General features: G+C 61.8%; 14 protein-coding genes. All 14 read right to left on the reverse strand.

The annotated features are described in order from the left end of the window. Nucleotides 1-5: 5 nt before the first annotated feature. The gene (locus IG616_RS13530) at nucleotides 6-824 is read right to left on the reverse strand and encodes a carbohydrate ABC transporter permease (protein WP_192148697.1); all 819 of its coding nucleotides are present in this window, start codon (nucleotides 822-824) and stop codon (nucleotides 6-8) included. Continuing rightward, nucleotides 824-1,729, reverse strand: a complete 906-nt coding sequence (locus IG616_RS13535) for a carbohydrate ABC transporter permease (RefSeq protein ID WP_192148698.1) — start codon at nucleotides 1,727-1,729, stop codon at nucleotides 824-826. The genes IG616_RS13530 and IG616_RS13535 overlap by 1 nt, the downstream gene beginning before the upstream one ends. Nucleotides 1,730-1,835: 106 nt before the next feature. After that, entirely contained in the window at nucleotides 1,836-3,104 is a 1,269-nt protein-coding gene (locus tag IG616_RS13540) for an ABC transporter substrate-binding protein (RefSeq protein ID WP_192148699.1), read from the reverse strand. 94 nt (nucleotides 3,105-3,198) lie between these two features. Further along, nucleotides 3,199-4,317: a LacI family DNA-binding transcriptional regulator gene (locus IG616_RS13545; RefSeq protein ID WP_192148700.1), complete on the reverse strand. Its 1,119-nt coding sequence runs from the start codon at nucleotides 4,315-4,317 to the stop codon at nucleotides 3,199-3,201. Nucleotides 4,318-4,542: 225 nt separating this feature from the next. Next, nucleotides 4,543-5,379, reverse strand: a complete 837-nt coding sequence (locus IG616_RS13550) for a phosphodiesterase (protein WP_192148701.1) — start codon at nucleotides 5,377-5,379, stop codon at nucleotides 4,543-4,545. Beyond that, nucleotides 5,380-6,417: an ABC transporter ATP-binding protein gene (locus IG616_RS13555; protein ID WP_192148702.1), complete on the reverse strand. Its 1,038-nt coding sequence runs from the start codon at nucleotides 6,415-6,417 to the stop codon at nucleotides 5,380-5,382. Between the two features lie 10 nt (nucleotides 6,418-6,427). Continuing rightward, the gene (locus IG616_RS13560; protein ID WP_192148703.1) at nucleotides 6,428-7,231 is read right to left on the reverse strand and encodes an ABC transporter permease; all 804 of its coding nucleotides are present in this window, start codon (nucleotides 7,229-7,231) and stop codon (nucleotides 6,428-6,430) included. Nucleotide 7,232: 1 nt separating this feature from the next. Continuing rightward, entirely contained in the window at nucleotides 7,233-8,036 is an 804-nt protein-coding gene (locus tag IG616_RS13565; protein ID WP_192148704.1) for an ABC transporter permease subunit, read from the reverse strand. 59 nt (nucleotides 8,037-8,095) lie between these two features. Then, a complete protein-coding gene (locus IG616_RS13570) occupies nucleotides 8,096-9,091 on the reverse strand; it encodes an ABC transporter substrate-binding protein (RefSeq protein WP_192148705.1) in 996 nt (331 codons plus the stop codon). 4 nt (nucleotides 9,092-9,095) lie between these two features. Beyond that, on the reverse strand, nucleotides 9,096-10,184 hold the full coding sequence (locus IG616_RS13575; protein ID WP_192148706.1) for a LacI family DNA-binding transcriptional regulator: 1,089 nt from the start codon (nucleotides 10,182-10,184) through the stop codon (nucleotides 9,096-9,098). 197 nt (nucleotides 10,185-10,381) lie between these two features. Beyond that, complete coding sequence (locus IG616_RS13580; RefSeq protein ID WP_192148707.1) at nucleotides 10,382-11,182, reverse strand: inositol monophosphatase family protein; 801 nt, start codon at nucleotides 11,180-11,182, stop codon at nucleotides 10,382-10,384. Further along, the gene (locus IG616_RS13585) at nucleotides 11,182-12,240 is read right to left on the reverse strand and encodes an ABC transporter ATP-binding protein (RefSeq protein WP_192148708.1); all 1,059 of its coding nucleotides are present in this window, start codon (nucleotides 12,238-12,240) and stop codon (nucleotides 11,182-11,184) included. Before IG616_RS13585 ends, IG616_RS13580 begins: the two co-directional genes overlap by 1 nt. Beyond that, nucleotides 12,233-14,245 (reverse strand): ABC transporter permease, encoded by a 2,013-nt coding sequence (locus IG616_RS13590; RefSeq protein WP_192148709.1) that lies wholly within the window; start codon nucleotides 14,243-14,245, stop codon nucleotides 12,233-12,235. Before IG616_RS13590 ends, IG616_RS13585 begins: the two co-directional genes overlap by 8 nt. After that, complete coding sequence (locus IG616_RS13595; protein ID WP_192148710.1) at nucleotides 14,242-15,198, reverse strand: extracellular solute-binding protein; 957 nt, start codon at nucleotides 15,196-15,198, stop codon at nucleotides 14,242-14,244. The genes IG616_RS13590 and IG616_RS13595 overlap by 4 nt, the downstream gene beginning before the upstream one ends. Nucleotides 15,199-15,311: the final 113 nt, after the last annotated feature.

Below are 15,311 nucleotides of genomic sequence, written 5' to 3' on the forward strand. Positions count from 1 at the left end.
AAGTCCTATTTGACGGAGCCGAGCATGCCCTGCACGAACTGCCGCTGCATGAGAAAGAAAACGATAAGGGTTGGGAGCGTGGCGAGAATGGCACTCACCATCACCGCCCCATAGTCGGGGTAGTAGGCGGAGGCGATCGAGGAGACGACGAGCGTGATCGTCTTCGTGTCGTTGGACTGAAGCACGATCAGCGGCCAGAGATAATTGTTCCAGGCTGTCATGAAGACGATGACGAAAGCCGCCGCATAGGTGGACCGCATCACCGGCACATAGATCAGCAGGAAGATTTGCCATTCCTTCAGTCCGTCCACCCGGGCCGCGTCACGCAGCTCAAACGGGAAGGCTTTGGTCGATTGGCGGAAATAGAAGATGATGAACGCCGAGCCGATGCTGGGCAGGATCACTGCCCAATGCGTGTTGATGAGATGCAGCTTGCCCATCATGATGAAGAGCGGGATCATCAACGCTGCGAAGGGGATCATCAGGGTCAGCAGCAGGAACCGGTAGATCCGATCGCGCAGGCGGGAGCGGAAGATTTCGAAGCCATATCCGGCGATCGATGCGACGGCCAGCGTGAACAACGTCGTCAGAAGTGCGATCTTCAGCGAGTTCCACAGGATCAGCGGTACATCGGCAAATTCCAGGAAGCTGGCGATATTCGCGATCAAGGCACCACCAAGACCGATCTTGCCGCGGCTGATGTCGGCGCTGGTATTCGTCGCCCCGAGCACCATCCAGAGAAAGGGGAAGATCGACAGGAAAGCCGCTGTGATCAGAAAGAGATAGACGAGACCGACGCGCAGCCGTTGCACCAAAAGATCCATCAGTTCCGCTCCCGCAAGGCATAGAACTGGAGCAGCGACAGCAATGCGACGGCAATCACGATGACATAGGAAACCGTGGCGGCATAGCCGAAGTTCGGCATGAACTTGAAGGTCAGGTTGTAGATATAGACCGACAGGGTCAGTGCTGAATTCGAGGGTCCGGCTGCGCCACCTGCATCGCTGGTCATGATGTTCCGCACCTCATCGAAGAGCTGCAAGGTGCCGATGGTCGAGGTGACGGTGGTGAACAGGATGACCGGCTTCAGCATCGGAACGGTCAGGAAGAAGAACCGCCCATAAGCAGGCACCCCGTCGATGCGGGCTGCCTCGTGGATTGACTTGTCGATGTTTTGCAAGGCCGCCAGATAGAAGATCATGTTGTAGCCGGTCCAGCGCCAGGTGATGGCGATGATGATCAGGACACGGGCCCAGAACGGATCGGTCATCCAGAGAATGGGCGAAGAGATCAGCCCCAGATCCAGCAGTGTTGTGTTGACCAGCCCGTCCTGCACGAACATGCTTTTGAACAGCACCGAATAGGCAACCAGAGAGGACACGCAGGGCAGAAAGATCGCCGTGCGGATCAGGCCGCGGAACCGGATCCTCCTGTCGTCAAGCATCGTGGCAAGAAGCAAGGCCAGGATCAGCATCACCGGTACCTGCACGATGAAGAAGATCATGGTGTTGTAGAGCGCCAGCTTCAGCATCGGATCGGAAAAGAGCCGGACGATATTCGCGGTCAGGTCGAAATGCATCATCATCCCGCGCCCGGTCTGAAACGACATCCAGAGCGAATAGAGGATGGGATAGACCATGAAAACCGCGATCAGCAGCACGGCGGGCGCAACGAACAGCCAGCCGTTCACATCGAAGTAGCGGTTCAATCTTGGCGATGCTTTGTCCATGGAATGCCTTGTCCGCATGGCAAGCTCCGCCCAGGGGTTGCCGGTTGGTGCAGGGGAAAAAACCAGGAGGGAACAGGGGAGAAAAGTCTCCCCTGCCCTGTTGCGGTCACTGGATCGCCGAGCGGGCCTGTTCCTCGATCGCAGCCAGTGCGTCATCCACAGATCCGCCCTTGCCGAGGCCCGGCAATTGGGAGGCGACCGCGGCATCAACCTCATTGGTGAAGATGCCGTAGTTGAGGGACGGAACCTTGGCGAGCCAGTCGGCGAACTTCTGCCAGATCTTCTCGCCGCCGAAGAAGGGATCGGCGACGGCATAGGCCGGGCCATCGCGGGCCTCCAGCAACGAGCCGACGGCGCCCTGACCGGTGAGGATCTTCTGGTAGAAATCCACGTCCTTGCCGTAGATCTCATTAAGGAAGTCAACCGCTTCAGATTTTACCCCGGAGCTGGCCAGAACGTACCAGCTCGATCCGCCGAGATTGGACGCGTCGACGGCACCGGGAATGTCCAGCGTCGGGATCGGGGCGACGCCCCACTTGTTTTCCTGGTCTGGAGTGGCCTTCACCGTGCCGGTGATCCATACGCCGGTGATAACCGAGGCAACATCGCCGGAGGTGAAGGTTCCGACCCAGTTCGACCAGCCGGCCGCCGGCTTGGCGATGCCCGATTGCAGGATCTTGGCTTCGGTTTCAAGCGCCGCCTTCAACGCGGCATTGCCGGAAATGTTGAGATCGCCCTCCTCGGTGAAATACCATTCACCACCCGACTGCATCATGATGCGGATCAGGCCTGCATCATTCGGATCCAGCCCCATCATCGGATGGCCGGTCTTCTCCAGAACGGTCTTGCCGATCTTGATATACCGGTCCCAGGTGAGGTTCTGCATGTCCGCCGGGGTGAAGCCAGCCGCCTCGATATAGTCCTTGCGGTAATAGAGGCCGGTCACACCGGAATCGAAGGGCATGGAATAGGTCTGGCCATCGACGGTAGCGAGCTTGACCTTGTAGGGCGCGAATTTGGAATAATCGACCGTGCCGCTCATCGGCTCGAAAGCGCCTGGGAAGGATTGCAGATATTTCTGCGCGCCATAATCCTCGATCAGAACGATATCCGGCAGGCTGTCAGTGACCCCGGAAACCAGCCCGGTCTGAAGCTTGGCTTCCACATCGGCCTTGGCGAAGTCGACCACATTGAAGGTCACATCCGGGTGGGTCTTCGAATAGATCGCCCCGGCTTCCTTCATGATCGCGACGTTAAAATTGGGGTCCCAGCACCAGATGGTGATTTCCTTGGCCGAAGCCGCCGAAATGGCAAAGAGACTGGCCGAACCCAGCGCGAGCGCAGCAAGCGCACGCGGCAAAATCGCTTTCTTCATTCGTTCCTCCCACGGAGTGGATGCGGAGCTCCCTCTCCGCAACGAGGAGTTAAGCTGAAAGCGCAGCGCTCTGCAAGTAAAGTTTACTAAAAATTTATTCCGCTGATGTGGGGACTTGGCCTTCCGGCGCGCGGCTGCTTTGCCGCCAGATCATCCGGGTCGGAATGATGACCTTCTTGTTGAAGTCCCGGCCTGCGATCTGCTCCAGCAGAAGGTCGACCGCGGCCTCTCCGACATGCTCGCCGCCGATGCGCACGGTCGAGAGCGGCGGGTTCATAAACTGCGCCACGGGGATATCGTTGAAGGACACAACGGCAATGTCCTCTGGAATCGACAGGCCAGCTTCCTGAATGGCCCGGTAGGCGCCGATGGCCATGTTGTCATTGGCGGTCACGATCGCATCGGGCAAAGGTGCCACCGCAAGCAGCTTTTGCGCCAACATATAGCCGGTTTCGAGCCGCAGGTTCTGGCCACTATCACAGATGTTCCCAAGGACCAGAAGGTCCTCATCAAACCGGCCCTTTTCCCGGCACCAGTCGATATAGGAGCGGCAGCGCTGCTCGCCGTAGGGCTCCGCATGGCCATCAATATTCTCGAAGCTGCCAATGAAGCCGATACGCTGGTAGCCAGTGGCATCCAGATTATCGAGCAGACCCCGGGTCGCAGCCCCAAGGTCGCAGAAGACACAATCGATGTCGTCGCGCCGGGGATTGAAATCGGCAAAGACCAGATGACGGCTGTTCGGCTTCAGCCAATCAATTTCGCGCGCGGAATGCTTGCCGACAACGATGACGCCGGTGGCCCCTTGCAGAAGGGCTGGAGAGGGCAGATCGTCGGAATGATAGACCTTGATGATTTCCGTCTTCAGGTCCTTGCAGCGGTTCTCAATACCGAGCCGGACACCGATGTAATAGGGATCGCTCAGCTCCTCCGATGGTTCCAGAAAATGCACCAGCGCAAGCCGTGGCAACCGGTTATCGTCCGGATGGCTGCCAGGGGCTTGACCGCCTCTTGCACCGGAAGCACGCGCGCCTCCGTTTTTTGCTCCCCGGTTCCGGTTGCGCGGTGTCTCGTAATTCAGAGCTTCAGCCGTCTCGATCACCGCCTGCCGCTTCGCGGGCGAAATCGACAGTGCCGGATCGTAATTCAGAACACGGGAAACGGTCGCCGAGGATACGCCGACAGCCTTGGCGATTTGCTTGATGGTGACCATGTATCGTCATTTCCCGCGAGCAACGCCCGGATCGTGCCCCATTGCGCGCCATAATTTAGTAAATTTTAGCAGCGATTTTCGCTTAAGGAATAGCCCAATTCCCCGAAGAGTCAAAACAGGTGCTTTTGGGCAGGGTCGCTGGACAGGGTACACGCCTTTCCCCGGCCGGCCAGAACCTCCCCTTCCAAAAGCGCCCCCGGAATGAGTCAGACCTATCCGCCCCGGCTAGGTGCTGGGCTCATCCAGCATGCCCGCAAAAGGCCAGGGGCCTGCGAAGGAGCCGATGGGCAGTTGGTTGGAGACAAGGGCGGGCTGCGGGGTCTCGTGCCAGGTGTAGAGCGTTGCACCGCCAGGCTCCATGATCAGCGAGTTGACCGCATTCACCCGCTGGTCGAGATGCACCGCATGGCAGGGCGCAGGCGCGATCTGGCAGGTCACCTTGCCGAGTTGGGCGGTCAGCGCCCTATGGACATGACCGGAGATCATCCGCACTGGACCGCTGTAAGCTTCCAGCCGCTCCATCAGCGCCGCGCCGTTGCGCAGATTGTCGGCGTCCATGGCGGCGATGCCTGAATGCATCCAAGGGTGATGGGTGGCGATAACAACGGGCTTGCCGCCAGCTTCCGTCAGGGCCTGGTCGAGAAACGCAAACCCCTCCTCTGACAGATGGCCATAATGGGCGGTCTCCAGAAGCGTATCGAGACCGATCACCGTGAAGGGACCAAAGTCGCGGGCCCACTGCACGGGACCGGTCTTTGGCATCCAGTCTTCACTGGCAAAGGCCGCCCGCATTGCCTCCCGGCCATCATGATTACCGGGGATGGCGAGATAGGGCAGCTTAAGCCGCGCTATGATCGCCTTGAAGCGCTCATATTCCTGCGCTGTGCCGTAATCGGTGAGGTCACCTGTGACGATGGCGCAGTCGACGGGGCCGATCAGCGCCAGTTTTTCGTTGAGGGACGTGACCGCGGCCTCCAGGGCGGCGGCTGTGTCGGAGCGGCCATAGGCCAGTTCGCCCTCGGGCAAGATGTGGGTATCAGTGATCTGGATAAAGGCTGGCATTTAGGCTGCTTTTTCGTCTTCTGCTGAAAGTGTGAGGATGGCTTCGGGGGCAATGGAGACCTTGACGGTCTCACCCGTCTTGGGGGCGCTCAGCCCGCTGTGGAGGGCGTGGAGCGGGTCCTTGGTTATGCCGGAAAGCACGATGCGGTAATGGGTGCCGAGAAAGGTGACGGTTTCCACTCTGGCTGTCAGCGGCCCTTCCGGGTCGATGCGCACGTCTTCGGCCCGGACGAAGGCCTGTTTGCCATCGGCGGGAGCGGCAAGGGCCAGAACCCCGCCTGGAAGATAAAGCCGGTCTTTCCCGATCCGGCCACCGAGCGGCATGGCGTTGCCGACGAACCGGGCGACAAAGGCTGTTTCCGGTTTGCGGTAGAGCGCCTCGGGCGTGCCGATCTGTGCGACCCGGCCATGGGACATCACTGCCACCCGGTCAGCGATGGCCATCGCCTCGTCCTGATCATGGGTGACGAAAATCGCGGTGATGCCGAACTGCCGCAACAGCGCGGCCAGTTCGCCGCGCAGTTCGGTTCTGAGTGCGGCATCCAGCGCGGACAGCGGCTCGTCGAGCAGCAGGATGCGCGGGCGCGGGGCAAAGGCCCGGGCGAGTGCAACACGCTGGCGCTGGCCGCCCGAAAGCGCCCCGATGGGCCGGTCCGCATAGGCCTCCAGGCGGCACAGAGCGATGACTTCGTCCACCCGCGCGGCAATTTCCGCCTTCGGCAGACGCTGCATCTTCAGCCCGTAGCCAATGTTGCCGCGCACCGGCATGTTGGGAAACAGCGCGTAGGACTGGAAGACCATACCCACCTTGCGCTTTTCCACTGGCAAGGCGGCAACGTCCTCGCCATCGAAGCGGATTTCGGCGCCGGGGTCGGGCGTCTGCAATCCGGCAATGATCCTGAGCAATGTTGTCTTGCCGCAACCCGAGGGGCCGAGCAGGGAGACGATCTCGCCCCCGGCAATCTCCAGGCTGGTGGGTAGCAAGGCGCGGGTGCCGCCGGGAAAGGTCTTGGCGATGTTCTTGAGAATAAGCGTCATGATGTTGATCTCATTGGGCGGCTTTGCTGGCCTTTGCACTTGCTCGGGCGCTGGCCCATTGCATGGCCATCAGCAGCGGCACGATCATGAGGAAGAAGACCAGCGTATAGGCCGAGGCGATCTCCAGCCGCATGGAGGCATAGGAATCGGCAAGGCCGACCGGCAGGGTCTTGGTCAGCGGCGTGTGCAGCATCCAGGTCAGGTTGAATTCGCCGATGGACAGGGTGACGACGGTGAGCGCCCCGGCCAGAATGCCCGGCATGGCATTGGGCACGACAATGTCGATAAAGCGGCGCACGGGACCGGCCCCCAGGGTGGCTGCCCCCTCCTCCAGCGTCTTGAGGTCCATGGCCATCAGCACCGACAGAACCGAGCGGACCATGAAGGGCAGCGTGTAGAGAACGTGTCCCGTCAGTATGAAGGCAGGGCTGGCGCGGAAACCCTTGAAGGAGCCGTAAAGCTGCAGCAGGGCCAGAGCCAGGGCGAGACCGGGAATGGCAAGCGGCAGGGAGATGAACTCTTCCAGGATGCGCGACACCCGTCCCGGATTGCGTGCCAGCCCATAGGCCGCCGGAACCCCGATGACGAGCGTAACGGCAAGACAGGCCAGCGCCAGCCAGACCGACAGGAAGATGCTGTCCGCATAAAGCTCCCAGACCTCGGTGATCCATTTGAGCGTCAACCCGGAGGACAGGCCGCGGAAATAGTTGGCGGTCACGCCCGCCAGAACGGATTGCAGTGTCGGCACGAACAGAAAGGCGCAGGTCACGAGCGTCACGAACAGCTGCAGGAGCTTTGCAGGGGATCTGAGCATGTCAGCCTCCCGCCGCAACGGTGGTGCCGGAGAAGGACCGGGCAATCAGCAGCATTGCCCAGGTGACCAGACCAAGAAGAACCGACAGGGCCGAAGCCATGGCGAAATTCGCCGAGAGAGTAAACTCGGTGTAGATGACCATCGGCAGCACATCGATGTCGGTCGCCAGCGTGAAGGCCGTGCCGAAGGCGCCCATGGCGGTGGCGAAGGCAATGGCACCTGCTGCGATCAGCGACGGGGCAAGCGCGGGCAGCAGCACGTCGAGAATGATCCGGTGGGCCGGTGCGCCAAGGGTCCGCGCGGCTTCCTCAAGCGAGGGGTCAATCTTTTCCGCAGCCGCCATCACGGTCAAAAGCACGCGCGGGATCGAGAAATAGAGATAGCCGAGAAACAGCCCGAACATGGAATAGGCAAAGACCAGATGGCCAGGCAGCAGCTGGTTGAACAGGCCCTGACGCCCGCCGAGCAGAATGATCATGAAACCGACGACAACCCCCGGAAAAGCCAGCGGCAATGTCAGCATGGACAGGATCACATTGCGTCCGGGAAAGCGGTTGCGCACCAGAAATAGCCCTGCGGTGGTCGAAACCGCCAGAGCCGCGGCGGTGACCGCCAGGGAGACGAGCACGGTCTGCCCCAGCGCAGAGAGATAGCGCGGGGTCTTAAGGATTTGCAGATAGATGCCCCAGCCTGCATCTCCCTCCGCCGATCCCAGGATCAGCCGGACCAGCGGCAGCGCCAGAAAGGCGAATGTGAAAACCGCCAGCGGCACAAGGCACAGGCCGGCGAATTGACGGGATGTCACGGTGGCACTCCGTTGGAGGGGAAAGACCGGACGGGGCATTCGCCCCGCCCGGCTTTGCGTTACTTGACTTCCGAGAGATAGCGCTCGCCGAAGGGGCCTTGCGCCTTTTCCATTTCGGCATAGTCAACCGCCTTGGCGCGGGCGTAGTCGCTGGCCGGCAGGAACTTGGCCGCGATTTCCTCCGGCAGTTCCACCGGGCGGGACGGCTGCAGATAGGCGTTGGTCCAGATTGCCTGGCCTTCATCGGAGAGGATGAAGTCGAGCGCCTTCTTTGCCGCTTCCGGATGCGGGTCGTTCGCAACCATGCTCATGACGTAAGGCACGCGCACGGAGCCTTCGCAGGGCAGCACGAATTCGAAATTGCCGTCTTCCTCATACTTGGCGCGGTAGGCGTTGAAATCGTAATCGAACAGGATCGGAATTTCGCCGGAGACGACGCGGGCGAAGGAGGTCTGCTTGGGGACGATCGGATCGTTCTTGGCCAGATCCTTGAAATAGGAGATGGCCGGGTCGAAGTTGGTGAGGTCGCCGCCCTTGGCCAGGTTCACCGCCACGGCGCCGGCATAGCCGACAAAGGCGGAAGACGGATCGAGATAGCCAACCATGCCCTTGTAGTCAGGCTTGGTCAGGTCGGCAAAGCACTGCGGCACCGGCTTGCCGTCCAGCGCGTCGACATTCACGAAAAAGCCGATGGTGCCGTAGTGAACCGCGAACCACTTGCCTTCCGGATCCTTCAGGCCTTCGGGGATCTCGTCAAAGCCCTTGGGCTTATAGGCCTGAACGAGGCCTTCCTTGGCCGCCTTGATGCCGGTGGTCACGCCATAATAGGCAACGTCAGCGACCGGGTTGTCCTTCTCGGCAACGAGCTGGGCATAGGTCTGGCCGGAATTCTTGTTGTCCTGCGGCATCTTCACGCCGGTCTTGTCCTCGATGGCCTTCAGCATCGAGCCCCAGTCCGCCCATTGCGGCGGGCAGTTGTAGCAAATGGCGTCTTCGGCTGTGGCCGGAGTGACGATGGCGGTTGCGGCAAGCGCAGCCAAAACGATATGTTTCATCGGTTCATCCTTGTTTGAGAGCATACTTGAGCGAGGGAACGGACGGTGGCTGGGGCGCAATCCCGGCCGCCGTCGGGCTTTCCGGACGCGGAGCGGCGAGCGTCGCTCCGGCGCGGAACTGGAAGGGCAGCGCTGGCCGCTGCTCGAATGGGCCGCCCTGAAGGGCGCAAAGCAGGGTTTCCGCGGCCTGACGGCCCATTGCCGCAGGCCGGGTCTCAATCGTCGCAAGCGGAATGTCCAGCATCCTGCCGATTTCAATGCCGTCGAACCCGGCAACGGACAGATCCTCCGGCACGCGCCAGCCCGAAAGGCGCGCCGCCTTCTGCACCGCAATGGCAAGAAAGTCGTTGGACGCAAAGACCGCGGTCAGCCCGCTGTGCTCCCGCAGAATATCCGCCAGCTTTTCGGGGGTCTTGGCCTCGGCTTCGCTGATTTCGATCAAGGCAGGATCCGGCAGGCCCCGCGCCCGGCACTCGGCCAGAAACCCGGCATAGCGGTTGCGGGACCGGTCGGACGTTGCAAAGCGCAGCGCCAGAAAGCCCGTGCGCCGGTGGCCGAGGGCGGCAAACTGCCGGGCAATTTCGCGCGCAGCCTCGAAATTATCCACATAGGCCGAGCAGAAGCCGTCGAGCGGATCGTGAAACATCAGCGAAACGGGGATGTTGCGCTCCCGGGCCTGCTTCAGCTCGCGGCTTTTCTCCGGCGCGGTCATCGTGACGATCAGGCCATCGACATCATTGGACAGCAGCGTGGCGATGGCCTCGTTGTCGATGGCGCCATCATAGTTCGAGCTGGAGATCAGCAGCTGGTATCCGGACCCCAGCAGCACCTCCTGCGCGCCCTGCACTGCCTCGGCGAAAACCGGATTGGCCAGCGAGGGCACCAGGCAGCCGATGGTCATGGAGCGCTTGCTTTGGAGCGCGCGCCCGGTGGCGCTGAAAGAAAAGCCCAGGCTCCGGGCCGCCTTTTCCACCCTCTTGCGGACATCGGCGCTGGCCGGTCCCGAATTGTTCAGAACCCGGCTCGCCGTCGCAACCCCGCAGCCCGCCTCACGGGCGACATCCTTGATGGTGATCCTGGTTTTCGAAGGCATTGCCGCCGCCGTCTGATGGTCAAAGTGGAAACGTTTCCATCATCAGATATCCCGGCTTCATTGCAGGCATGTGACAGGTTGGCTGGCCTATGGCGTATCGAGCCCGCAGCGGGGCGGAGCAGTGAGATTGAAAGCCTGGTTTTCTACCGTTCCACGCCCGCTCGATTGTTGCCGGGCTGCCCCCGTTCCAGAAGCCTTCACACCCCAAAACGCTCCATCAGCCAGCGGTGCATGTCGGGATGGCCGGCAAAGACGGAGCCTTCGCGGGCGGGCACACCGTTGATATCTGTCACCAGGGCGCCAGCCTCCTGTGCGATTAGTTTCCCGGCGGCCAGGTCATAATAGCTGAGGCCGTCCTCGAAATAGCCGTCCAGCCGCCCGCATCCCACATAGGCAAGATCCAGCGCCGCGGAGCCGAGCCGGCGGATGCCGGCGGTCTGGTCCATCGCGGCCTGCAGGCCGCTGAAGAAGCGGTCCTTGCCGATCACCTTCAACTGGCCCGGAACCGGCATGGAGACGGAGACCATGGCTTCCGAGGCGGGCTTGGCCGCAAGCTGCGGCAAGGGGGTGCCGTTCAGCCAGACGCCCTGCCCGCGGATCGCGCTGAACATCTCGCCGCGCACCGGATCATAGACCACGCCGAGAATTTCCCCTTCCCCGTCGCAGAGCGCGATGCTGACGGCGAAATAGGGAATGCCCCAGACGAAATTGCTGGTGCCGTCGAGCGGATCCACGACCCACATTTCCGGACGGGTTCCGGCGCTGAAACCGGTCTCCTCGCCCAGAAAGCCGAAGCTGGCGCCATCTGCCCTCAAAACTTCGGCAATCGCGGCTTCCGCAGCAGTATCGGCCTCGGAGACATAGTCCGCCTGCCCCTTCTTGCTGACCTCGCCTTCCTTGAGCGCATGAAAGCGGGACATCAGCGCCTCGCCCCCGGCGCGGGCTGCGGCTTCGGCAAGGGTGAGAAGGGAGGCCGTGTTCAGGTCCATGGTCGTCATCAAGCAGCTCTGAGAAGGGTTGCGGCTTCAAATCCGAGCCCGAAGGTCTCGCCGATGTTCAGTTTGACCGGCGCTTCGGCCCAGACATGAAGGGCTTCGCCCAATGCAAGCTTGTGCACCCACGACCGGCCGACATAGCGGATGTCGGAGACCGTGGCGTCAAGCTGGCCCTGGCCCGCCTCGACCAGCCGGAGCCGCTCGGGGCGGATGAAGAGGGTTGCGGGACCGGCTTCGCCCGGTTCGGCAAGCTGCAGGGACCTGCCATCTTCCAGATGGAACCGGCCCTCGGCAACCCGGCCTTCCAGGAAATTCGCGTCCCCCACGAATTCGGCGACGAAGCGGGTTTGCGGACGGGCGTAGATGTCTTCCGGCCGGGACAGCTGTTCCACCACACCGCCATGCATGACGGCGATCCGGTCTGACAGTTCCAGAGCCTCTTCCTGATCATGGGTGACATAGATCGCCGTCACCCCGATGCGCTGCTGCAGGTCGCGCAGCTCCTGACGCAGCGAAACGCGCAGGCGGGCGTCCAGATTGGACATGGGTTCATCGAGAAGCAGCAGGGGCGGATCGATGACCAGCGCCCGGGCCATGGCAATGCGCTGCTGCATGCCGCCGCTCATCTCGGAAGGATAGCGGTCCTCGACATTCTTGAGCTGCACCTGCTGCAGGACATTGCGCACGCGCTTGGCGATATCTGCCTTCGGCACTTTGCGGAGCTTCAGGCCATAGGCGACATTGTCGAAGATCGTCTTGTTCGGCCAGAGCGCATAGTTCTGGAAAACGAAGCCGATGTTGCGGTCCCAGGGGGCGAGCCTGGACACGTCCTTGCCGTCGAAGGCGATCTTGCCGCTGTTGATCGGATGAAAGCCTGCGATGGCACGCAGCAAGGTGGTCTTGCCGCAGCCCGAGGGCCCGAGCAGCGTGAAGAACTCACCCGGCTGGATGGTCATGGTCACGTCGCGCAGGACCGTGAGCGGACCATAGGCTTTCGACACCGATTCAATGGCCACTTCACATCCTTGCGGGCGGCCGGGGTTTGTCAGGATGTCAGGCATTCTCGATCCTTCTCGACTGGCCATAACGCACGACCAGGTAAAGCGGCACATAGATGATCATCATCAAGAGGATGGTCTGGGCGGCCGAGACGCCGAAATCGGCATCGACGAGCGTGTTCTCGAAGATCACGGCGGTCATCGGCTTCCAGGGCGGACGGTACAGGACGATGGTCGAGGACAGTTCCGTCACGATGTGCAGGAAGGTCAGGGTCGCGCCCGTGACGGCGCCGGCAAGCATCAGGGGCGCGGTCACAGTCAGGAACACGCGCAAGGGGCGTGCGCCGAGACTGATGGCGGCCTCGTCAAGGGCCGGGTGCACCTGCCGCAGGGCCGCTTCCGAAGCCTTCACCGTGAAGGGCAGGTTCCGGATCACATAGGCAAGGGCCAGGATGAACCAGGTTCCCGTCAGCTGCAGCGGCGCCTCGTTGAACATCATGATCAGGCCGATGCCGAGCACGGTGCCGGGGATGACATAGGGCATCATCACCGTGACGCTGAGGACCGGCGCAAGCACCGCATAGCGCTTTCTGACCAGCACGAAGGCGATGCCGAGGCCGAGGGCAAAGGCGACCGCCGTTCCGGCGACACCGAGGGACAGGGTCACCCAGGCCGGCGTCAGGCCGCTTTCCAGCATGTTGGTGTAGTTGGACAGGGTGAAGGCAAAGCGGGGCAGGCCGACACGCCATTCCATGAAGCTCGTGACCAGAACGGTCATGTGGGGCACGAAGGCGAAGAACAGCACCAGGCCCGCAAAGCCAAGGGCGCAGATCTGGCCGGTCGTGCTGAGCGGCCGGCGGTCGATCGCCCGCGAGGAGACGACGGAAAAGCCGCGCTTTGCGAGATAGATCTGCTGCGCCATCAGGAAGAGGCTGGAGATCGCCACGAGAACGACGGAGCCGGTTGCCGCCAGCGCCGGGTTGCGGCCTGCCTCGCTCAGGAACGAGGTGTAGATCAGTACCGGCAGGACATTCAGGTCCAGCCCGATGATCCGCGGGGTTCCGAAGTCGGACAGGGCCGCCATGGTCGCCAGATAGAGGCCCGTGATGATGCCGGGCATGGCAAGGGGGATCTCGACGGAGAACCGGGCCTTGGCCGGATTGGCGCCGAGGCTTTCGGCCGCTTCCACGTGAGAGGCGTCAAGGCCGCGGAAGGCGCTGTAGCTGAGCAGGAAGATGACCGGGAACACCAGCCAGGCGATGACCCAGATGACGCCGTGAATGCCGACGATGGAAAAATCGACGCCGAGCCCGTTGGTGATGACCCCGTTGCGGCCAAGCAGAAGGCGCCAGGAATAGGCGCCCAGGAAGGGCGGCGAAACCGAAGCCATGGTGGCGAAGAACACGATGCCATTCGTGCCCATGACATCAAACCGGGCGACCACATAGGCCAGCGACACCCCGATCAATGCCGCAATCAGCGTGGCGGACAGGGAGATGAACAGGCTGTTGAGCGTGGCCTGCACCGTCTCATTGCCGGTGACGAAATCGACGTAGTTCGAAATCGTCAGGCGGCGGCCCGCGTCGTTGAAGGTCAGATAGGCGTTGGCCGCATGTTTCAGGACGACGCTGCCATCCGGCTCTTGCGCCGCGGTCAGAGGATCCGGGGCAGTGCGGTTGAAAAGCCCGCGTGGGGCCTGCTGGGAAACGGCAAGGCTGTTGCCGCCAAGTTCGAGCGACAGGTTGCCGCTCTCATCCATGGTGGTCCCGATCTTCTGTTCTGCCGCCAGCCGGAGCGTTTGCCGGTCCATGCGGGAGATATCGAGCGCAAACCCGCTGCCTCTGGTGACCTTCAGGGCGTTGCCCTTGCCGGCCGTTTCGGTCTGGAACTGGTCGGACATTTCCGGAACCGGTTCCAGGCCGGAGCCTCGATGCACCACGGAGAAACTTCCGCCATCGCCGATGACGGAAGCACTCAGAAGGCGCAGCTGCGGCAGAAGGATTGTCGCAGCGCAAAGGATCAGCGCGACAATCGTGAACAACAGCCAATTATCGCGCCAGACCCTCATTTGTTCAGGAATTCCTGGAAGCGGGCGACCACGACCGGGCGCGGATCAACCGGAGACACGATGTTCAGGCTGCCAAGTGCCGGCAGAACCGCCGGCGGCGTCACATCCGTGCGGGCAGAGCGGCGGATGGTGGCATCGCGCACGACTTCATGAGACGCCTTGGAGCCGAGGAAATCGATGAACGCCTTGGCTTCGTCCAGGTGCGGGGCACCGGCAACGATGGCCTGGGCGTCGACCTGGCCGGTCACGGCGTCAGACGGATAGATGACTTCGATCGGCAGGCCCTCGGCCTTCCACTTTGCGCCCAGATCCTCGTTGATCCAGCCCACAGCCGCCTCGCCGTCACGCACGGCGTTGAAGGCATCGTCGGAGCCAGGAGCGATCCGGGCGTCCTTGGCAAGGCTGCCGACAAAATCCCAGCCCTTGTCGCCGGAAAGCGCGGACAGGATCGTATAGCCGGTGCCGGACTTTGCAGGATCCGGAATGATCAGCGAGCCGAGCTCTTTCCACTTCGGGGAAACCAGGTCGTCCTGGGTCTTCGGCATGTCTTCAGCGCTGACACGCTTGGTGCTGACGATGATCGGCTGCAGTAGCACGGTGTAAGGATGCCAGATGTGGTTCGGGTCAGCCGTCACCATGTCAGCGTCGGTCGCGCTTTCATAAGCCTGGAAGAGAGCGGCGTTCTCTTCGAAGGTCTGGGTCGGGCCACCCCACAGAACGTCTGCGGTCGGATTGCCCGCTTCGGCGCGCAGGCGCTCGACCACTTCACCGGTTCCGCCGCGCACAATCGTCACGTTGATGTCAGGATGGGCCTGCTTGAAGGCGTCCAGGATCGGGCTGGAAGTGGTTTCGCCATGCGACGTGTAGACGACGAGATCGGCGGCCGAGGCGGTTGCCGGGACAAGCATGGCTGCCCCCATTGCTGTGGCTGCTAGTGCTAGATATCTGCTCATTGACTGCTCCCCTTTGTCGGGTGGAAGGACAATAAATCTATTAAATGGGAAAAATGACAGTTTCGCAACAGAGCATTTTTCAGCCAAAAATTGACACCCGCGCGCAAGCTGAG

This window comes from Roseibium litorale (assembly GCF_014842915.1).
In the GTDB taxonomy this organism is placed as follows: domain Bacteria; phylum Pseudomonadota; class Alphaproteobacteria; order Rhizobiales; family Stappiaceae; genus Roseibium; species Roseibium litorale.